17 protein-coding genes are annotated in these 18,288 nt (G+C 71.9%); 9 read left to right on the top strand and 8 right to left on the bottom strand.

Features of this window, described 5'->3' with window-relative positions; all coding sequences use genetic code 11:
- Positions 1 to 3 precede the first annotated feature (3 nt).
- Positions 4 to 321 carry an ATP-dependent Clp protease adapter ClpS gene (gene clpS / locus KYY02_RS06445; RefSeq protein ID WP_371236485.1) on the bottom strand — a complete coding sequence of 106 codons (318 nt, stop codon included), beginning with the start codon at positions 319 to 321 and terminating at the stop codon, positions 4 to 6.
- A 97-nt stretch (positions 322 to 418) separates the two neighbouring features.
- Between clpS and KYY02_RS06450 the strand changes: the two genes are divergently transcribed.
- Both KYY02_RS06450 and KYY02_RS06455 read left to right on the top strand, forming a co-directional pair.
- Positions 419 to 1,765, top strand: coding sequence for a nicotinate phosphoribosyltransferase (locus tag KYY02_RS06450; RefSeq protein WP_371236486.1), 1,347 nt, complete (start codon positions 419 to 421; stop codon positions 1,763 to 1,765).
- A 162-nt stretch (positions 1,766 to 1,927) separates the two neighbouring features.
- Positions 1,928 to 2,521, top strand: coding sequence for an isochorismatase family protein (locus tag KYY02_RS06455; RefSeq protein WP_371236487.1), 594 nt, complete (start codon positions 1,928 to 1,930; stop codon positions 2,519 to 2,521).
- A gap of 192 nt (positions 2,522 to 2,713) precedes the next feature.
- Here the strand turns inward: KYY02_RS06455 and KYY02_RS06460 are convergent, their stop codons facing one another.
- Both KYY02_RS06460 and KYY02_RS06465 read right to left on the bottom strand, forming a co-directional pair.
- The gene (locus KYY02_RS06460; RefSeq protein WP_371236489.1) at positions 2,714 to 3,040 is read right to left on the bottom strand and encodes a hypothetical protein; all 327 of its coding nucleotides are present in this window, start codon (positions 3,038 to 3,040) and stop codon (positions 2,714 to 2,716) included.
- A gap of 121 nt (positions 3,041 to 3,161) precedes the next feature.
- Positions 3,162 to 5,519, bottom strand: a complete 2,358-nt coding sequence (locus tag KYY02_RS06465; RefSeq protein WP_371236491.1) for an immune inhibitor A domain-containing protein — start codon at positions 5,517 to 5,519, stop codon at positions 3,162 to 3,164.
- Between the two features lie 390 nt (positions 5,520 to 5,909).
- On the opposite strand from KYY02_RS06465, the gene KYY02_RS06470 reads away from it, so the two are divergent.
- The gene (locus KYY02_RS06470) at positions 5,910 to 6,209 is read left to right on the top strand and encodes a hypothetical protein (RefSeq protein WP_371236492.1); all 300 of its coding nucleotides are present in this window, start codon (positions 5,910 to 5,912) and stop codon (positions 6,207 to 6,209) included.
- A gap of 13 nt (positions 6,210 to 6,222) precedes the next feature.
- Here KYY02_RS06470 and KYY02_RS06475 read toward each other — a convergent pair whose 3' ends face one another.
- The 3 genes from KYY02_RS06475 to KYY02_RS06485 form a co-directional block, all read right to left on the bottom strand.
- Complete coding sequence (locus KYY02_RS06475; protein ID WP_371236493.1) at positions 6,223 to 6,918, bottom strand: RDD family protein; 696 nt, start codon at positions 6,916 to 6,918, stop codon at positions 6,223 to 6,225.
- 81 nt (positions 6,919 to 6,999) lie between these two features.
- On the bottom strand, positions 7,000 to 8,580 hold the full coding sequence (locus tag KYY02_RS06480) for an RDD family protein (RefSeq protein WP_371236494.1): 1,581 nt from the start codon (positions 8,578 to 8,580) through the stop codon (positions 7,000 to 7,002).
- A gap of 112 nt (positions 8,581 to 8,692) precedes the next feature.
- On the bottom strand, positions 8,693 to 10,108 hold the full coding sequence (locus KYY02_RS06485) for an FAD-binding oxidoreductase (RefSeq protein ID WP_371236495.1): 1,416 nt from the start codon (positions 10,106 to 10,108) through the stop codon (positions 8,693 to 8,695).
- 104 nt (positions 10,109 to 10,212) lie between these two features.
- On the opposite strand from KYY02_RS06485, the gene KYY02_RS06490 reads away from it, so the two are divergent.
- On the top strand, positions 10,213 to 11,625 hold the full coding sequence (locus KYY02_RS06490; protein WP_371236496.1) for a tetratricopeptide repeat protein: 1,413 nt from the start codon (positions 10,213 to 10,215) through the stop codon (positions 11,623 to 11,625).
- A gap of 296 nt (positions 11,626 to 11,921) precedes the next feature.
- Here the strand turns inward: KYY02_RS06490 and hppD are convergent, their stop codons facing one another.
- Complete coding sequence (gene hppD, locus KYY02_RS06495; protein WP_371236498.1) at positions 11,922 to 13,067, bottom strand: 4-hydroxyphenylpyruvate dioxygenase; 1,146 nt, start codon at positions 13,065 to 13,067, stop codon at positions 11,922 to 11,924.
- Positions 13,068 to 13,189: 122 nt separating this feature from the next.
- On the opposite strand from hppD, the gene KYY02_RS06500 reads away from it, so the two are divergent.
- Genes KYY02_RS06500 through KYY02_RS06520 form a run of 5 tightly spaced genes read left to right on the top strand, consistent with a single transcriptional unit; the run spans position 13,190 to position 17,460 of the window.
- Positions 13,190 to 13,660, top strand: a complete 471-nt coding sequence (locus KYY02_RS06500; protein ID WP_371236499.1) for an Lrp/AsnC family transcriptional regulator — start codon at positions 13,190 to 13,192, stop codon at positions 13,658 to 13,660.
- Between the two features lie 30 nt (positions 13,661 to 13,690).
- Positions 13,691 to 14,338 (top strand): ABC transporter permease, encoded by a 648-nt coding sequence (locus KYY02_RS06505; RefSeq protein ID WP_371236500.1) that lies wholly within the window; start codon positions 13,691 to 13,693, stop codon positions 14,336 to 14,338.
- Positions 14,331 to 15,590: a betaine/proline/choline family ABC transporter ATP-binding protein gene (locus tag KYY02_RS06510; protein WP_371236501.1), complete on the top strand. Its 1,260-nt coding sequence runs from the start codon at positions 14,331 to 14,333 to the stop codon at positions 15,588 to 15,590. The genes KYY02_RS06505 and KYY02_RS06510 overlap by 8 nt, the downstream gene beginning before the upstream one ends.
- A gap of 50 nt (positions 15,591 to 15,640) precedes the next feature.
- Positions 15,641 to 16,498, top strand: coding sequence for an ABC transporter permease (locus KYY02_RS06515; RefSeq protein ID WP_371236503.1), 858 nt, complete (start codon positions 15,641 to 15,643; stop codon positions 16,496 to 16,498).
- On the top strand, positions 16,495 to 17,460 hold the full coding sequence (locus KYY02_RS06520) for a glycine betaine ABC transporter substrate-binding protein (RefSeq protein ID WP_371236504.1): 966 nt from the start codon (positions 16,495 to 16,497) through the stop codon (positions 17,458 to 17,460). The genes KYY02_RS06515 and KYY02_RS06520 overlap by 4 nt, the downstream gene beginning before the upstream one ends.
- On the opposite strand, the gene KYY02_RS06525 is transcribed toward KYY02_RS06520, so the two are convergent.
- Positions 17,457 to 18,248 (bottom strand): S16 family serine protease, encoded by a 792-nt coding sequence (locus KYY02_RS06525; protein ID WP_371236505.1) that lies wholly within the window; start codon positions 18,246 to 18,248, stop codon positions 17,457 to 17,459. The two genes, KYY02_RS06520 and KYY02_RS06525, sit on opposite strands and share 4 nt — an antisense overlap.
- Between the last annotated feature and the right edge of the window lie 40 nt (positions 18,249 to 18,288).

Genomic DNA, 18,288 nt, shown 5'->3' on the forward strand with positions numbered 1-18,288 from the left:
CGGTCACTTCCGGTCGTGCTGGAGGGTGGCCCACAGTCCGTAGCCGTGCATGGCCTGGACGTCGCGCTCCATCTCCTCACGGGTGCCGCTGGAGACGACCGCCCGGCCTTTACGGTGGACGTCGAGCATGAGCTTGGTGGCCTTGGCCTTGCTGTAGCCGAAGTACGTCTGGAAGACGTACGCCACGTAGCTCATGAGGTTGACCGGGTCGTTGTGGACGATGGTGACCCACGGGACGTCGGACTCGGGTACGGCGAAGACCTCCTCCGCCGACTCGGTGCGTTCGATCTCCAGGGGTGCGGGTGACGTCACACAGCCCATGCTGCCACCGCAGGGGGGTGGTCGCACAAACCGGCCCGCGGTTCCGCCGCACGGACCGAAATCGTCAAACTGACGAAATGGGGGTAGCATCCTCGGTATGAACACAGCGGACCTTGGGCTACCGGTGGATGTTCCGTCGACGGCGCTCTTCACCGACCAGTACGAGCTGACGATGGTGCGGGCCGCGCTGAAGGCCGGCACGGCCGGGCGGCGCAGCGTGTTCGAGGTCTTCACCCGGCGGCTGCCCGACGGCCGCCGCTACGGTGTGGTGGCCGGCACCGGGCGGGTGCTGGACGCGGTGGAGAACTTCCGTTTCGACCCGGGTGTCCTGCGGTTCCTGCGCGAGAAGGGCATCGTCGACGAGGAGACCCTGGACTGGCTGGCCGACTACCGCTTCTCCGGTGACATCTGGGGCTATCCCGAGGGCGAGGTGTACTTCCCGGGCTCACCGGTCATGCGGGTGGAGGGCAGCTTCGCGGAGTGCGTGCTGCTCGAGACGGTGGTCCTGTCGATCCTCAACCACGACTCGGCGATCGCCGCCGCGGCCTCCCGGATGTCGTCCGCCGCCGGGGACCGGCCGCTGATCGAGATGGGCGCCCGGCGCACCCACGAGCTGTCGGCGGTGGCCGCCGCCCGGGCCGCGTACATCGGCGGCTTCGCCACCACCTCCGACCTGGCGGCCGGCTTCCGCTACAACATCCCCACCGTGGGCACCTCCGCCCACGCCTTCTCCCTGCTCCACGACAGCGAGCGGGACGCCTTCCGGGCCCAGGTGGACTCCCTCGGCAGCGGCACCACGCTGCTGGTGGACACCTACGACGTGACCGAGGCGGTCCGTACGGCCGTGGAGGTCGCAGGGCCGCAGCTGGGCGCCGTGCGGATCGACTCCGGGGACCTGCTGCTGGTGGCGCACCGGGTGCGGCAGCAGCTGGACGAGCTGGGCGCCACCGGCACGAAGATCGTCGTGACCTCGGACCTGGACGAGTACGCCATCGCCTCGCTGGCGGCGGCGCCCGTGGACGCGTACGGGGTGGGCACCCAGCTGGTGACCGGCTCGGGGCACCCGACGGCCTCCATGGTGTACAAGCTGGTCGCCCGCGCGGAGTCCGCCGACCCGAGGGCGCCGCTGGTGCCGGTGGCGAAGAAGTCCGCCGGCGGCAAGACCTCCGTCGGCGGCCGCAAGTGGGCCGCACGCCGGCTGGACGAGCACGGCGTCGCCGAGGCCGAGGTGATCGGCACCGGCGAGGTGCCGGGCGACCTGGCCGACCGGCAGCTCCTGGTGAAGCTGGTCGAGGGCGGCGAGGTGATCGCCCGGGAGCCGCTGGACGTGGTCCGCGACCGGCACGCGGCGGCCCGCGCGGGTCTGCCGCTGTCCGCCACCCAGCTCTCCCGGGGGGAACCCGTCCTTCCGACGGAGTACGCGCACGGGCCGTCGGGTAGCTGAGAACGTGCCCCTCGTACGCGGGCGAGGGCTCCCGGTGCGCGGGCGGGGCCTCCCGCCCGCCCCGCCGTGCCCCTGTCCGCGTCGTCCGTCGCTCCATAGGCTCGGAGGTTCACCCGGCCGGGCCCGCCCCCATCCATCCCCCCTAGTCGAAGGACACCGACCATGCGCCGCGCACTGATCGTCGTTGACGTGCAGAACGACTTCTGCGAGGGGGGCAGCCTCGCCGTGGCCGGTGGTGCGGACGTGGCCGCCGCCATCACCGAGCTGATCGGCCAGGCCGCCTCGGCCGGCGGCTACCGGCACGTGGTGGCCACCCGCGACCACCACATCGCTCCCGGCGGGCACTTCGCCGACGACCCCGACTACGTGCGGTCCTGGCCCGCGCACTGCGTCGCCGGGACGGAGGGGGTCGGGTTCCACCCGAACTTCGCCCCCGCGGTGGCGTCGGGCGCGATCGACGCCGTGTTCGACAAGGGGGCGTACTCGGCGGCCTACAGCGGGTTCGAGGGGGCCGACGAGAACGGGACGCCGCTGGCGGAGTGGTTGCGGGAGCGGGAGGTCGAGGAGGTGGACGTGGTGGGGATCGCCACGGACCACTGCGTGCGGGCGACCGCGCTGGACGCGGCGCGGGAGGGGTTCCGCACTCAGGTGCTGCTCGATCTCACCGCGGGGGTGGCGGCGGAGACCACCGAGCGTGCGCTGGAGGAGCTGCGCTCGGCGGGGGTGGAGCTGTCGGGGAAGCCCGTCGTGCAGTGAGCCCGGTGCGGTGGCGGGCGGGCGGGGTCTCGGCCCGCCGCGCCGAACCGGTGCCACGACGCCCGCCCTCCCCCGCTCCCGGCTCGGTTCGGCTCGGGCAGGAGGTGTCCCATCGCCCTGGAGGCGCCCCCGGGCCCTTGAGGCACCGGGGAGGCACGGCCACCCGTGGCCGCGGCGGCGCGCCGCTCGCGATCACGCCTTCGCCGGGGGACTGAGGAGGGCTCTTATGGGGTGCCAGAGCTCCACCGTCAGGGCGGTGGTGTCGGGGTTGGTGCGCCATATGAGGCCGTCGGGGTGGTGGAGGACCGCCGTGATCTCGTCGGGGGTGGGCGGGGCGGCGTTGCCCCGGAGGTAGATCGCCCGCAGGCCCAGGTTGCGGAGCCTGGTCAGGGCTCGTGCGCGGTTCCGGGCGTGGACGAGGACGCGGACTCCGGCCGGTGCGTCGGCGGCGGGGCTGGGCAGGTTCAGTGCCACCACCACCGTGCCGTTCGGCAGCTTGCAGAAACCTCCTGCGGCCATGCGGTCATACCCCCGTGTCAGCCGGTGTCAATAAGCGAGTCACAGGGGCACCTAAACACGGATCGGCGGCGACCCGCCAGGGGGTCACCGCCGATCATGCTCTGACCTGCGAAGATGCTATTTACCTGCCCGCAGGACCGACCTCGAGCTCGATCGTCGAGCCGTTCCTGGCCTCCTTGAGGATCTTGATCTTCGTGTTGGTGTCAGTGACCTCGACGCCGGCGGTCGGGTTCGACTCGTCGTAGTAGGTGTTGGTGCGGTCGTTGAAGACCGACACGCCCTTCGACGACGGGATCCAGGTCGCCACGTCCGCCTTGTGCAGCGTCATGCCGTCGGTGCGGTACTTGCTGAACGGCGCGTCGTAGCTCTGGATGCGGTTGCGCATCAGCGTGCCGTCGGACCACTTCAGCGCGGTCGGGTGGGAGTCGATCGGGAGGATCAGACCGGTGCCCGGGTGCCGGCTGGTGTTGTTGTCCGCCTGGGAGGTGTCCCACTTCCAGATCAGCAGGCCGTTCTGGTACGCGTAGTGCTCCACCCAGTCCGGGCGGGCCGTGAAGCCGAAGTTGTACGGACCGACCTCGAGGGTCTTGTCGTACGACACGTACTGGCGGTTCTCGGCGATGTAGTACTGCGCGTAGTCCTTGGTGAAGGACGCGCCGATGCGGGAGAAGCCGGTGGCCTTCCAGGCGGCGTCGGCGGTCTCGGCGTCGTCCGAGAAGACCGGGCTGCCGTCCGCCGTCACCGCGATCGCGTCGGCCGTGAAGCCCTTCTGGGCCACGCCGCCGTCGGTCTGGTAGCGGAAGCGCAGGTCGATCTTCTGGCCGGCGTAGGCGTCCAGGGAGTACGCGAACTTCCTGTAGCCGTCGAGCGTGCCGTGCAGGGCGGGCTTGTCGCTGCCGTCGCGCGGGACCGGCCGGCCGTCGACCGTGCCGTCGACGGCGGTCCAGTTGGCGCCGCCGTCGGTGGACACCTCGGTGTAGAGGTAGTCGTAGTTGGCCTCGATGTCGTACCAGCCGTCGAAGGTGAGGGCGGCGGACGACTTGCCGGTCAGGTCGACCGAACGGGACAGCGTGTTCCTGAGGTCGTCACCGCTGCCGCTCCACCACTGGGTCCGGCCCTCGGACGGCTGGATCACCTCGGTGGTCACGGCCTTCTTCGGCAGCGTGACGACCAGCGCCTGCTTGTTCTTGGTGTTGTACTCGGCGACGCCCAGCTTGTGCCAGGAGTTGACGCCCGCCTTGGCGGTGTCGTAGTTCAGCCAGCCGAGCTGGAGCTTGTCCCAGGCGGTCATGTCGCCGGGCAGGTCGCCGATCTCCTGCTTCCCGGTGCCGAGCCAGGAACCGGAGGACATCAGCGACCAGAAGCCGGTGGAGTTCTCGCCGCCCGCGGTGTCGTAGAGGTCCGGCAGACCGAGGTCGTGACCGTACTCGTGGGCGAAGACGCCGAGTCCGCCGTTCTCCGGCTGGATGGTGTAGTCGCCGACCCAGATGCCGGTGTCGCCGACCTGGGCGCCGCCGAGCCTGTTCTGCTCGGGGCCGGTGGCGCCGGCGTCGGTGCCGAAGGCGTACCAGCGGTGGGCCCAGATCGCGTCGGTGCCCTGGGCGCCACCGCCCGCGGACTCGTCCTCACCGGCGTGCACGATCTGGAAGTGGTCGATGTAGCCGTCGGGCTCGTTGAAGTCGCCGTCGCCGTCGAAGTCGTAGCGGTCCCACTCGTCGAACCGGGCGATGTCCGCCTTGATCTGGGCGTCGGTACGGCCGGCCGCCTTCTGCTGGGCGACGTAGGCGTCCAGGCCGTCGCTGACGACGTTCCAGACGCTGGGGCAGTTGGTGTCGCCGCAGGCGTTGTTACCGTAACGGGCCTCGTTGTAGGGGACCTTGACCCAGTCGGAGACCTCGCCCTCGACCGAGTAGCGACCGGAGGACTGCTTCTCGTAGTAGGTCTTGACCGAGTGGACGCCCTTGCCGGACCCGAAGTACAGGTCCTCGAAGTGCTGCTGGTCGTAGTCCTCCTGCCAGGCCGTGGAGTTGTCCTTCTTGCGGTCCGGCTTGGCTATCTGGTTGTGCAGCGGGCCGGCCTCGCCGCCGTAGCGGCTGTCGATCTTGTCGCCGAACTCGACCAGGATCGTGAAGATCTTGTCGGTCTTCTCGCGGCCGAGCTCTACGTACTTGCTGTCGCCCTTCTTGCTCTTGAGCTGGACGACCTTCGAACCCTCACGGTTTTTGACCGATGCCTTACCGGATATGACCTGGTTGAGGGCTTCCTCGCGCTGGGCCTCCTGCGTCTTGGAGAGCGGCCCCTCGAGGTCGTGCTCGGCGTGGTCGTGGGCCGCCGGGTCGTGCCGGTCCACGGCGCCGACACGGTCGGCCTTGTCAGCCGAGTCGGCCTGGGCCACGGTGAACGCGGAGCAGGTGGCGGTGACCGCCGCGAGCGCCACGCCTATCGCGGCCGCTCTGGACGTCCAGGTTCTACTGGTCACTTGAGATCCCCTCCTGCGTGCGCGCGTGCGGCCGAAGGAGGTTCCGTCTGTGGAAGGCCCCGCACGCACGTGATCAACGCGTGTAGTCAAGTGACGACATTTGACTAGAGGTTCGTCGGAAAAAACAGACCTTGACTTGGACAGATCAATTGCATTATGCGGAGCCGGGGTTCGCTCACCGGACACATTCGTGCGAAAATCCTGCGGGCGCGTACAGCCGTCCACTGGGTGGACGCCATGAATCCGTGCGCCCCCTGTGCACCGGCCCTGTCGGTCAGGTCACGCTTACTGCCCGTTCCCCCCGGGCACGCTCGCGGTGAGAGTCGTCTGGCGGAACCGCCTCGAACCGGTGGGAAACCAGGCGGACAGCCCCCGACTCCCGAGGACACGATGGCCATGCCCCGTCCGACTGTCGCTCAGCTCGCTTACGGTTCATGCACCGTGGTCTTGTCGACGTTCGTCATGCTGCTGCTGTCCGGGGCGAGTTCGTCCGTGGGCGTCGCGCTCGTCGCCGTCTCGGCACTCGCCCTCGGACTGCTGGTGGCCATGACGGTGCCGCGCCCCGGGGCCCGGCGTCCCGTCGCGGCGGGACGGCCCACCGGGGCGGAGCGGTCCGCGGCCCCGCAGCCGGTGCGGGCCACCGTCGCCCCTCCGGCCCGCGAGCCGGTGCGGGAGCGCGCGGCGTCCTGAGCGGGCGACGCCCTCATCCGGTGCTGACCACCACGGTCTTGGCCGCCTTGTCGTGCAGGCCCTGCTTGTAGGGCCGGTCGAAGAAGCTCCAGCCGCCCGCGATCACGGTCCACACGCAGGCGCAGCAGAACGCGAACGGCAGCCACAGCACGAGGGCGCGGATGAACGCGGTCCGCACGGAGGGGTCGGAGCCGTCGGCGAGGTCGGCCACCCGCATGCGCAGCCACTTCTTGCCCAGGGTCTGCCCGTTCCGGGCGGTCATGAAGGTGTCGTAGGCGACGTAGAGGACCGCTGCGACAAGGGACTGTCCGAAGGAGTTGCCGACGTTGATGCGGCCGCCGTCGACGTCGTACTCACTGACCCCGAACGGCCAGGTGAGCAGCCAGACCACGATGCCGACGAGGATCATGTCGATGATGCGGGCGAGCGTGCGCCTGCCGCTGTCGGCGAGCGGGGGCATGCCGGCGAGGGGGTCGGAGGGGCCACCGCCTCCGTAGGGGCCACCGCCGTAGGGGCCACCGCCGTAAGGGCCGCCGCCCCCGCCGCCGTAGGGTCCGCCACCGCCTTCGGGAGGCGGTGGCGGGCCGCCGGGGGTGTCGTACGGGGAGCCCGGCCCCGGGTTCTCGGGGCCGCCCGGCGGGGGATGCTTCTTGAACGGGTCGTCGTCCGGCGGCTGTCGGCCGGGGCCGGGGGGCGGTTCGGTGGTCATGCCCCGAGTCGATCGTGAACCCTCCGGCCCCGCATCCGGCGAGCGTCCGTCCGGAGTAGCTGCGGTACGGGGGAAGCGGACTCAGCCGGCGGCGACGAACGTGTGCGCGGCCTTGTCGTGCCAGCACTGGTGCCAGGGCTTGTCGAACAGGCACCACAGGACGCCGACGACCCCGACGACGAGCAGTCCGGGCACGCTGTAGACCAGCCAGCGGCGCAGGGCCGCGCCGAAGGAGGGCGCCTCGTGCCCCTCGATGTCCCGCACCTCGATGCCCAGCAGCTTCTTGCCCAGGGTGCGGCCCCACTTGGCGGTCGGCAGCACCTCGAGGAGGACACCGGCGAGGAGGAGGACGGCGAGGACGATGCCGAGGTGGACGGAGGTGGTGCCGTCGAGCAGCCAGACGGTGACGGTCTCGCCGGACAGTTTGGCCGCCTCGATCTTCGCGTCGATGTGGTCCACGGCCTTGGCGCCGAGCGGTACGGCGGCCACGGCGGTGACGGCGCCGAGGACGACGGTGTCCAGCAGCCGGGCGGCCAGCCGCCTGCCGAGCGCGGCGGGACGGGCCGCGGCCTGACGCCGGGCGGCGGCCTGGAACACGTCCTCGACCGGCGGCTTCCAGCGTGCGACGGGCGGCTCCTCACCGTCGGCCGGCCGGTGCGCCTGCTGCGCCCAGGAGGACTGGCCCCCGCCGGCGCCGCTCGCCAGGGGCGCGGAGGCGGCAGCGGCGGGCTGGGGGACCGCGCCCGCCGCATGGCCCGTTCCGGGTGTGCCCGCGGCCCACGGGGGCCCGGACGGGGCGGCGGCCTGCGGAGGTCCGGACGGGACAACGGCCCGCGGAGGCCCGGACGGGGCAGCAGCCCGCGGAGGCCCGGACGGAACCACGGCCCGCGGAGGTTCAGACGGGGCAGCAGCCCGCGAGGGCCCGGACGGAACCACGGCCTGCGGAGGTTCAGACGGGACGACGGCGGCGGCACGGTCGGCCGTGTCCTTTCCGACCCCGGACCCGGGCCGTCCGGGGGCGACGGCGCGGAACGTCATCGTGCCCTCGTCCGCGGGCTCTCCGTCGGGGTTCCCGGTCCCCTGCCGCGGCTCCGGCGCCGGCCCGCGGAGGACGAAGGTGCCGCCCGAGCCGGCCGCGGCCTGCCCGTCCGGGGCGTCCGCGCCCGCGACCCCGGCCTCCGGCGCGGCGGGTCCGGAGGGTACAACGGGCCCGGAGGACACGGCGGGCGCGGAGGACACGGCGGGCGCGGAGGACACGGACGGCGAGGCGGGCGAGGCGGGCGCGGCCGTGTGCGGCGTCCTCGGGTCGGCGCCCCAGAACACCTTGCGGTCCTGGTCGCCGCCGAAGCCCGCCTGGTGCGAGCGGTCGGCGCCCCACGCCGAGGCGGGCTCGGGCCGGCTGCCGTGCCGGGACCCGGCCGGGAACGGCTCCTCGACCGGGTCCTCGTCGAAGAAGTGCGGTCCGGTCTCCTCGACGGAGGGCCCCGCCGGGCCCGCGCCGGACGGTGGCGCGGGCGGCTCGCCGTCCTGGGGCGCCGGACGGCTCGTGCCCGGCACCCAGGAGGCGCCGTTCCAGTACCGGACGTATCCGGGAATGGACGGGTCCGGGTAGTACCCTTCGCGGGGCCTGTCGTCGCCGGGGGCCGGGGTTGGGGCACTCATTCCGTCGTCCCGTATCTGCTCGATGGGTGGGTCGGGGAAACCACATCTATCAGACGCGTGGGGGCCTGACCGCCCGTCCGGCCGGACCCCACCCCTTCGGGCTCCTTCTCGTTCAGAAGATCTTGCCCGGGTTGAGGATGCCCAGTGGGTCGAAGACCTGCTTGACGGCCCGCTGCATCTCCAGTCCCACAGGGCCGATCTCGCGCGCCAGCCACTCCTTCTTCAGCACGCCGACCCCGTGTTCGCCGGTGATGGTGCCGCCGAGTTCCAGGCCGAGTGCCATGATCTCGTCGAAGGACTCGCGGGCCCGCCGCGACTCCTCGGGGTCCGTGGCGTCGAAGCAGACCGTCGGGTGGGTGTTGCCGTCGCCTGCGTGGGAGACGACGCCGATGGTGAGCCGGTGCTTCTCGGAGATCCGTTCGACGCCGTCGATGAACTCGCCGAGCTTCGAGCGGGGCACGCACACGTCGTCGATCATCGTCGTGCCCCTGGCCGCTTCGAGGGCGACCAGGGACATCCGCCGTGCCTGGAGCAGCAGTTCGGACTCGGCGGCGTCCTCGGCCGGAACGACCCGGGTGGCGCCGGCGGCCTCGCACAGCGCGCCGACGGCGGCGAGGTCGGCGGCCGGGGCGGTGGTGTCGAAGGCGGCCAGCAGCAGGGCCTCGGTGGACTCCGGGAGGCCCATGCGGGTCAGATCGTTGACGGCCTCGACCGTCGTGCGGTCCATGAGTTCGAGGAGCGAGGGGACGTGGCCGCCGGCCATGACGCGGCACACGGCGTCGCAGGCGGCGGCGCCGGAGGAGAACTCGGCGGCCAGCACCAGCTGCTCGGGCGGCTTGGGCCGCAGGGCGAGGACCGCGCGGACGACGATGCCGAGGGAGCCCTCGGAGCCGACGAACAGGCGGGTCAGGTCGTATCCGGCGACGCCCTTGGCGGTGCGGCGGCCGGTGGACATCAGGCGGCCGTCGGCGAGGACGACGTCGAGGCCGAGGACGTACTCGGCCGTCACCCCGTACTTCACGCAGCACAGCCCGCCCGACGCGGTGCCGATGTTGCCGCCGATGGTGCACGTCTCCCAGCTGGAGGGGTCGGGCGGGTAGTACAGGCCGTGCTCGCCGACCGCGCGGGAGAGCGCGGCGTTGACGACGCCGGGTTCGACGACGGCGATCCGGTCGACCGGACTGATCTCCAGGATGCGGTCCATCTTCGTCAGGGAGAGCACGACGCAGCCGTCGGTGGCGTTGGCGGCGCCGGACAGGCCGGTGCGGGCGCCCTGCGGAACGACGGGGACGCGCAGTCCGGTGGCGGTGCGCATGACGTGCTGGACCTGTTCGACCGTGCGCGGCAGGACCACCGCCGCGGGGCGGCCGGCCGGACAGAAGCTCGCCATGTCATGGGCGTAGGAGGCCGTGACGTCGGGGTCGATGAGGACGGCCTCGGGGGGCAGGCCGTCGAGCAGCCGGTCGACGAGGGGGCCGGCCGCCACCGTGTCTTCATCGCGTCGCGCTTCGATACGGCTCACGACCACAGCGTGACACCGGGGGCCATCGGTGTGAACCCTGTGTACGGCAACCGCGTCACGCCGGAGTGTGATCATCGTATGGACATGGGGTGGGGCGCACTGTGTGCGCCATGACTGTGTGCGCCACGGACGACAAACCCCAAGCGCCCCGGCGACGGGTCCGCCGCCGGCTGCTGCTCGCCTCGGTCGCCGGGTGTGCCGTGCTGGGCGGGGCGCCGGTGCTGTTGCTCTGGGGGCATCGGGCGCCGCCCGCTCCGGATTCGGGGGCGCGGGCGCTGGCGGCGGTCACCAGCGGGGCGCCGGCCGCGCTGCCCGACCTGGAGGCGCTGGTCGAGGAGCGCGAGCGGCGGGTGCGCGGGCATCCGGGGGACGCGGAGGCCTGGGCGGTGCTCGGGGCTGCCCGGGTGGAGCAGGGACTGCGGCGGGCGGACCCGGCGTACTGGCCGCGGGCCGAGAAGGCGCTGCGCACCTCGCTGAGGGTGCGGGCGAAGGGGAACGCCCCGGCGCTGCGGGGGCTGGCCGCGCTGGCGAACGCGCGGCGGGACTTCGCCGGGGCACGGAAGTGGGGCGAGGCGGCACGGAGGCTGGAGCCGCAGCGGTGGACGACGTATCCGCTGCTGATCGAGGCGTCCGCCGGGCTCGGTGACGACGAGGAGACGGGCAGACTGCTGGAGAAGCTGACGGACCTGCGTTCCGGCCCCGCCGTGATGGCGCGTGCTGCGGCCGTGTACCGGGACCGGGGCTGGCGGGAGGACGCGGCGGCCGAGCTGGCGGACGCGGCGGCGGCCGCCGGGGAGCCGGCCGAGCGGGCGGCGTACCTGGAGCGGGCCGGGCAGCTCGCCTGGGAGCGCGGCGACCGTCAGGACGCGCTGCGGCACTTCCGGGAGGCGGTGCGGATCGACCCCGATCAGCGGGCGGCGCAGGCCGGGCAGGGCAGGGCGCTGGCGGCGCTGGGGCGGACGGCGGAGGCGCTGAGCGCGTACCGGACGGCGCTGGCGAGGCAGCCCCGGCCGGAGTACGCACTGGAGCTGGGGGAGCTGTACGAGTCGCTGGGGCTGAAGCGGGCCGCGGAGGTGCAGTACGGGGTGGTGCGGGAACGGGTCCGGCTGGCCGCGGCGCACGGGGGCGACGAGGGACTGGTGCTGGGACGGTTCGAGGCGGACCACGGGGACGCGGCCGGTGCCGTGCGGCGGCTCCGGGGACTGTGGGAGCGACAGCCGTCCACCGCGGTGGCGGATGCGCTGGGGTGGGCGCTGCACCGGGCGGGAGAGCACGAGGAGGCTCTGCCCTTCGCCGTGCGGGCGACCGAGGGGACGGAGGGGGGCGGGGTGCGCAGCGCGCTGTACGCGTTCCACCGGGGGATGATCGAGCGGTCGCTGGAGCGGTACGGGGCCGCTCGGCGGCACTTGAAGGAGGCCCTTCAGATCAACCCGTGGTTCTCGCCGGTGCGGGTGCCGCAGGCGAGAGCGGCGCTGGCCCGCCTGGGCGAACCTTCCGTCCGGGCGGTGCCCGAGTTCTCCTGAACGGCGCTCCCCGCGGGCGGTCGCGCCTCCCCCGGGTGCCTTGAACGCCTGGAAGGCGCCCCCGGGGCGGTGGGGGGCGCCTCCCGCCCGAGCGGGGCCGGGAGGGGGGAGGCGCCCCGCAGCGCCGGGCTGCGCGAACACCCCCGACGCGGCGTGACTGCCCGCAGTCGGCGCCTTCGCGCCGTGCCCCGCGTCGGTGTCGGCCGGAAGTGGGTGGCGCAGCCCGGCGGTCGCGGGGTGCCGTCGCGCCCACCCGTGCCGCCCTGTGGCACGACTGCCCGCGGGAGCGGGACCGTCTACAGGTTGCCGCGCTTGGCCTGTTCGCGTTCGATGGCTTCGAAGAGGGCCTTGAAGTTGCCCTTGCCGAAGCCCATGGAGCCGTGGCGTTCGATGAGTTCGAAGAAGACCGTCGGACGGTCCTGGACCGGCTTGGTGAAGATCTGCAGCAGGTAGCCGTCCTCGTCGCGGTCGACGAGGATCTTCAGCTCGCGCAGCGTCTCCACCGGCACCCGCGTCTCCCCGGCCCATTCGCCGAGGGTGTCGTAGTACGAGTCGGGGGTGTCCAGGAACTGCACGCCGGACGCGCGCATCCGGCGGACCGTCTGCACGATGTCGTTGGTGTTCAGCGCGATGTGCTGCACGCCCGCACCGCCGTAGAACTCCAGGTACTCGTCGATCTGGGACTTCTTCTTGGCCACGGCGGGCTCGTTGATCGGGAACTTGACCTTGAGCGTGCCGTCGGCGACCACCTTCGACATCAGCGCGCTGTACTCGGTGGCGATGTCGTCGCCCACGAACTCCTTCATGTTCGTGAAGCCCATGACCTTGTTGTAGAACTCCACCCACTCGTTCATCCGGCCGAGCTCGACGTTGCCGACGCAGTGGTCGACGGCCTGGAAGAAGCGCTGGGCCGGCGGCTCGACGATCGGGTCGGCGGCGACGTACCCGGGCAGGTAGGGGCCGTCGTAGCCGGTGCGCTCGACCAGGGTGTGGCGGGTCCTGCCGTACGTGGCGATCGCGGCCAGGACGACGGTGCCGTGCTCGTCCTTCAGCTCGTACGGCTCGGCGACCGGGCGGGCGCCGTGCCCGACGGCGTAGGCGTACGCGGCGCGCGCGTCCGGGACCTCGATGGCGAGGTCGACGACGCCGTCGCCGTGCGCGGCCACGTGGTCGGCGAGGAAGGCGCCCCACTCGGTGGACTGCTTGATCACCGAGGTGAACACGAAGCGGGCCGAGCCGCTCTCGAGGACGTAGGCGGCGGTCTCGCGGCTGCCGTTCTCCGGTCCGGAGTAGGCGACCAGCTTCATGCCGAAGGCGGTGGAGTAGTAGTGCGCCGCCTGCTTGGCGTTGCCCACGGCGAAGACGACCGCGTCCATTCCCTTGACCGGGAAGGGGTCGGCCTGCCGGGCGGTGTCGGGAGCGTGGTGTGTGGTCTGCGTCATAGGGGCAGGGTGGTGCAGCCCTGCAAGGTGCGCAATAGTTCGCCCGTTCACTGGTCAATGTGTTCAGTCGTACGCCCGTGTCGCCGGGCTTTCTGTACAGGATGACCACCGGGGAGGCCGGTATGGCGATCGATCATCTGGACGGACGGCTCATCCTGCTGCTGGCGCGGGAGCCGCGGATCGGGGTGCTGGAGATGTCGCGGCGGCTCGGGGTGGCGCGCGGCACCGTGCAGGCCCGGCTGGACCGGCTTCAGTCGAACGGAGTCATCCGCGGATTCGGCCCCGAGGTGGATCCGGCGGCCCTCGGCTACCCGGTCACGGCGTTCGCCATGCTGCAGATCCGGCAGGGTCAAGGAGCCGACGTACGGGCCCACTTGGCGACGGTGCCGGAGGTGCTGGAACTGCACACCACGACCGGTACCGGGGACATGATGTGCCGGCTGGTGGCGCGTTCCAACGCCGATCTCCAGCGGGTGATCGACCGCGTCGTCGGTTTTGATGGCATCGTCCGGGCGTCCACGGCGATCGTCATGGAGAACCCCGTTCCGCTGCGGATCATCCCGCTGGTGGAACAGGCCGCGCTCGGCGAGTGACCCGACCTGGTCTAGCTGGGGTGAGCGAATGTGAACTTCTGGGAGTACCTGGTCAACCGCCATCAGCAAGTGCTCACCGACGCCTACCAGCACGCCAGTGTCGTCTTCCAGTGCATGGTGGTGGCGACCCTGCTCGGTGTGCTGATCGGGGTGGTCGCCTACCGCAGCGAGTGGGCGGGCAACCTGGCCACGACCGCCACCTCCACCCTGCTGACCGTCCCGGCACTGGCCATGATCGGTCTGCTGATCCCGGTCGTGGGGCTCGGGGTGCCGCCGACGGTGATCGCGCTGACGCTGTACGGGCTGCTGCCGATCGTGCGGAACGCGATCGTGGGGCTGCGCGGGGTCGATCCGTCGCTGGTGGACGCGGCCAAGGGGATCGGCATGTCGCGCGCGGCCCGGCTGGCGCGGGTGGAGCTGCCGCTGGCCTGGCCGCCGATCCTGACCGGGATCCGGGTCTCCACGCAGATGCTGATGGGCATCGCGGCCATCGCCGCGTACGCCTCCGGTCCCGGCCTCGGCAACCTGATCTTCCGCGGGATCGCCTCGCTGGGCAGCAGTAACGCGATGAACCAGGTGCTCGCGGGCACCCTCGGGATCATCGTCCTCGCCCTGCTGTTCGACGCCGCGTACGTGTGGGTCGGGCGGCTGACCGTTTCCAGGGGGATCCGTGCCTGACGCCGAGGCATCCGGGACGAGGTCCGGGTCGGCCGGGGCGGCCATCGAGCTGGAGGGCCTGACCAAGCGGTACCCGGGCAGCGCCCTGCCGGCGGTCGACAACGTCAGCATGGACATCCGGGCGGGCGAGACGGTGATCCTCGTCGGTCCGTCGGGGTGCGGGAAGTCCACCACCCTGAAGATGATCAACCGGCTGATCGAGCCCACGGGCGGCCGGATCCGCATCGGCGGCGAGGACGTCACCGACATGGACCCGGTGCGGCTGCGCCGCACGATCGGGTACGCGATCCAGGCGAGCGGGCTGTTCCCGCACATGACGGTGGCGCAGAACATCGCGTTGGTGCCGAGGATGCTGCGCTGGCCGACGGCCCGGGTGCGGGCACGGGTGGAGGAGATGCTGGACCTGGTCGGTCTGGACCCCGGCGAGTTCCACGGCCGCTATCCGCGCCAGCTGTCCGGCGGTCAGCAGCAGCGGGTGGGGGTGGCGCGGGCGCTGGCGGCGGATCCGCCGGTGCTGCTGATGGACGAGCCGTTCGGCGCGGTCGACCCGATCACCCGGGACCACCTCCAGGACGAGCTGATCAGGCTCCAGCGGGAGCTGCACAAGACGATCGTCTTCGTGACCCACGACTTCGACGAGGCGATCAAGATCGGTGACCGGATCGCGGTGCTGCGCGAACGCTCCCACATCGCCCAGTTCGACACCCCGGAGGCGATCCTCACCAACCCCGCCGACGACTTCGTGTCGGGTTTCGTGGGCGCCGGGGCCGCGCTGAAGCGGCTCAACCTCACCCGGGTGCGGGACGTGGGGATCACCGACTGTCCCACGGTGAGCGTCGACGATCCGCTCCAGGAGATCTTCACCAAGCTCCGTTCCGGCGGCACCAACGAGGTGCTGGTGCTCGACAAGCGGGGCCGCCCCTACAAGTGGCTGCGGCGTGGCGACATGATGCGCGCCAAGGGGTCGCTGGCCCGCGCGGGCGCGCTGGTGCACGACACGGTGACCCAGGACGCGACCCTGCGGGACGCGTTGGAGGCGGTCCTCACCGACAACACCGGCCGGGTTCCCGTCACCGGGCGACGCGGCGCGTACGAGGGTGTCGTGGACGTGGAGACGCTGATGAACTCCGTGCACGAACTGCTGGAGGCGGACCGGCTGGAGGCGATGGACGCCCAGCACGAGCTCCAGGAGCAGCGGTCCGGGCAGACGCACGCGGAGCAGGAGGGCTTCGGCGGGGAGGCGAAGGCATGAGGGCCTCCGGCTCCGGGTCCTCCGGGTCCTCCGGGTCCTCCGGTTCTCCCATGCCTTCCGGGCGGCGGCCGGAGGGCGAGCGCGGGGTGAAGGGGCTCGCGTTCCGGGGCGAGGGCGGCGGGCCGTCGGACGAGGCGGAGGCCGTTCCCCCGTCCCCGGCCGTGAAGCCGCCCCGGGTGACCTGGCAGAAGCTGACGTTCCTGCCGGCGGCGCTGATCGCCCTGCTGCTGGCGACCTGGCTGTGGTTCGAGCAGGCGGACCTCGACGCACTCACCCGGAACGCGCTGTCGAACGGGCAGGTGTCCAAGGTGCTGTGGCAGCACATCGAGCTCACCGTCATCTCGACGTTCTTCGTGCTGATCATCGCGATCCCCCTGGGCGTCCTGCTGACCCGCCGCATGTTCCGCAGGGCCACCCCGGTGGCGATGGCGCTGGCCAACATGGGCCAGGCCACCCCGGCGATCGGCCTGCTGGCACTGCTGGTGATCTGGCTGGGCATCGGCCGCAGGGCGGCCCTGATCGGCATCATCGCCTACGCCGTGCTGCCGGTGCTCTCCAACACCATCGCGGGCCTGAGGGCCAACGACCCGGCGCTGCTGGAGGCGGCGCGCGGCATCGGCATGTCCCCGCTGGGCGTGCTCACGCGGGTGGAGCTGCCGCTGGCCGTCCCCCTCGTCCTCGCCGGTGTGCGGACGGCGCTCGTCCTGAACATCGGCACGGCGACGCTGGCGACCTTCGGCGGCGGCGGGGGGCTGGGCGTGCTGATCACCACCGGGATCACCAGCCAGCGGATGCCGGTGCTGGTGGTGGGCTCGGTCCTCACCGTCGCCCTCGCGCTGCTGGTGGACTGGCTGGCCTCACTGGCGGAGCTGCTGCTGCGGCCGCGGGGCCTGGAGGCGGGCTCATGAGGCGGGTCCGCCTGTTCCTGGCCGGGGCGCTGCTGGCGGCGGCCGCGGGCTGCGGGCTGACCAGCGGCTCCCCCATGGTCGACGACGTGGAGCCCGGCTCGATCGGCAGGGGGAAACCGCTGGAGGGCGCGAACCTCACCGTCACGTCGAAGGCGTTCACCGAGCAGCTGATCCTCGGCGCGATCATGGGCATCGCCTTCCAGGCGGCCGGCGCGGAGGTCGTCGACCGGACCGGCATCCAGGGCGCGGTCGGCTCCCGGGAGGCGGTCGTCAACGGCGAGGCGGACGCCGGGTTCGAGTACACGGGCACGGCGTGGATCACGTACCTGGGCAACAGCACGCCGATCCCCGACGCGCGCGAGCAGTGGGAGGCGGTGCGGGACGCGGACGCGCGGAACGGGGTGGTCTGGCTGGAGCCGTCGGAGCTGAACAACACCTACGCCCTCGCCATGAACCGGGCGAACCACGAGAAGTACCGCACCCGGACCCTCTCCGGGGTGGCGGAGCTGGCGGAGTCCGACCCGGGGGCGGTGACGCTGTGCGTGGAGGGCGAGTTCGCCAACCGCGCGGACGGACTGCCGGGCTTGGAGAAGGCGTACGGCATGGACGTCCCGGCGCGCAACGTCACGCAGATGGACACCGGGATCATCTACACCCAGACGGCCGAGGGCGCCTGTACGTACGGCGAGGTCTTCACCACCGACGGGCGCATCAAGTCCATGAACCTGGTGGTGATGGAGGACGACAGGAAGTTCTTCCCGAACTACACCGCGGCGCCGACCGTCAACTCCGACACCCTCGAGAAGTGGCCGGCCGTCGCGGAGGTGCTCGCCCCGGTGACGGCGAAGCTGGACAACACCGTGGCGCAGGACCTCAACGCGAAGGTGGACGTCGACGGGGAGGACCCGCACCAGGTGGCGCTGGACTGGATGGTGGCGGAAGGGTTCGTCGAGGAGGGCTAGCAGCCGGGGACCTTCCCGGTGCCCTTCTCCAGGGCGACCAGCGCGTCGACGGCGCCCCCGAGCGTGGTGACCGGGATCAGGCGCAGGCCCTCGGGAAGTTCGGCCCGGGCCTCGGAGCACTCGTCCTTCGGCACCAGGAAGACGGTGGCGCCGTCCCGCTTGGCCGCCTGCGTCTTCAGGGGCACGCCGCCGACCGGGCCGACGGTGCCGTCCGCGTCGATCGTGCCCGTGCCGGCGACGACCCGGCCGCCGGTGAGATCTCCGCCGCTGCCGTCGCCGTTCAGCTTGTCGACGATGCCGAGGGAGAAGAGCAGGCCGGCACTGGGGCCGCCGACGTCGGCGAGTTCGAGGGTGACCTCGATGTCGTCGCCCTCACGGCCGAGGTAGCCCAGGGCGGCCTGGACGGCCTCGTCCTGGGACTCCTCCATCTGCGCGCGGTTGTACCGCTCGATCTCCTCGACGCTGTCCCCGCTGGGGTAGACGGAGTCACGGGGCATGACCGCCCGGTCCGTGTCGAACCAGTTGCCGATGACGTCCGGGAGGCCGACGCGGGTGTCCGGGGAGGTCGCCTCGATGGTGGTCATCCGCAACTGCCCGCTGGTCTCGCGGACCGGTGCGCCGGTGATCGTGATGACCTGGGCGCCCTTCTCCTCGCCGAGGACGTTCGCGGTCATGCCGGGCTGCGCGACGGAGAAGGGGAGCGGGGCGGCCACGGCCGTGGCGAGCAGCGCGACGACGGGGGCGGCCAGAACGGCGAGGACCTGGGGACGCGTGAGGCGGGAGAGCACGGAGTCAATCTAACCTGCCGCCGCTGCGGGCGGTCCTGCC

This window comes from Streptomyces pimonensis, assembly GCF_041380215.1.
Taxonomy (GTDB): Bacteria; Actinomycetota; Actinomycetes; order Streptomycetales; family Streptomycetaceae; genus Streptomyces; species Streptomyces pimonensis.

Excerpts from the sequence above, each read along its gene's own strand:
- clpS (WP_371236485.1), bottom strand. The coding sequence starts at position 321 with ATGGGCTGTGTGACGTCACCCGCACCCCTGGAGATCGAACGCACCGAG.
- KYY02_RS06450 (WP_371236486.1), top strand. The coding sequence starts at position 419 with ATGAACACAGCGGACCTTGGGCTACCGGTGGATGTTCCGTCGACGGCG.
- KYY02_RS06455 (WP_371236487.1), top strand. The coding sequence starts at position 1,928 with ATGCGCCGCGCACTGATCGTCGTTGACGTGCAGAACGACTTCTGCGAG.
- KYY02_RS06460 (WP_371236489.1), bottom strand. The coding sequence starts at position 3,040 with ATGGCCGCAGGAGGTTTCTGCAAGCTGCCGAACGGCACGGTGGTGGTG.
- KYY02_RS06470 (WP_371236492.1), top strand. The coding sequence starts at position 5,910 with ATGGCCATGCCCCGTCCGACTGTCGCTCAGCTCGCTTACGGTTCATGC.
- KYY02_RS06475 (WP_371236493.1), bottom strand. The coding sequence starts at position 6,918 with ATGACCACCGAACCGCCCCCCGGCCCCGGCCGACAGCCGCCGGACGAC.
- KYY02_RS06480 (WP_371236494.1), bottom strand. The coding sequence starts at position 8,580 with ATGAGTGCCCCAACCCCGGCCCCCGGCGACGACAGGCCCCGCGAAGGG.
- KYY02_RS06490 (WP_371236496.1), top strand. The coding sequence starts at position 10,213 with ATGACTGTGTGCGCCACGGACGACAAACCCCAAGCGCCCCGGCGACGG.
- hppD (WP_371236498.1), bottom strand. The coding sequence starts at position 13,067 with ATGACGCAGACCACACACCACGCTCCCGACACCGCCCGGCAGGCCGAC.
- KYY02_RS06500 (WP_371236499.1), top strand. The coding sequence starts at position 13,190 with ATGGCGATCGATCATCTGGACGGACGGCTCATCCTGCTGCTGGCGCGG.
- KYY02_RS06515 (WP_371236503.1), top strand. The coding sequence starts at position 15,641 with ATGCCTTCCGGGCGGCGGCCGGAGGGCGAGCGCGGGGTGAAGGGGCTC.
- KYY02_RS06520 (WP_371236504.1), top strand. The coding sequence starts at position 16,495 with ATGAGGCGGGTCCGCCTGTTCCTGGCCGGGGCGCTGCTGGCGGCGGCC.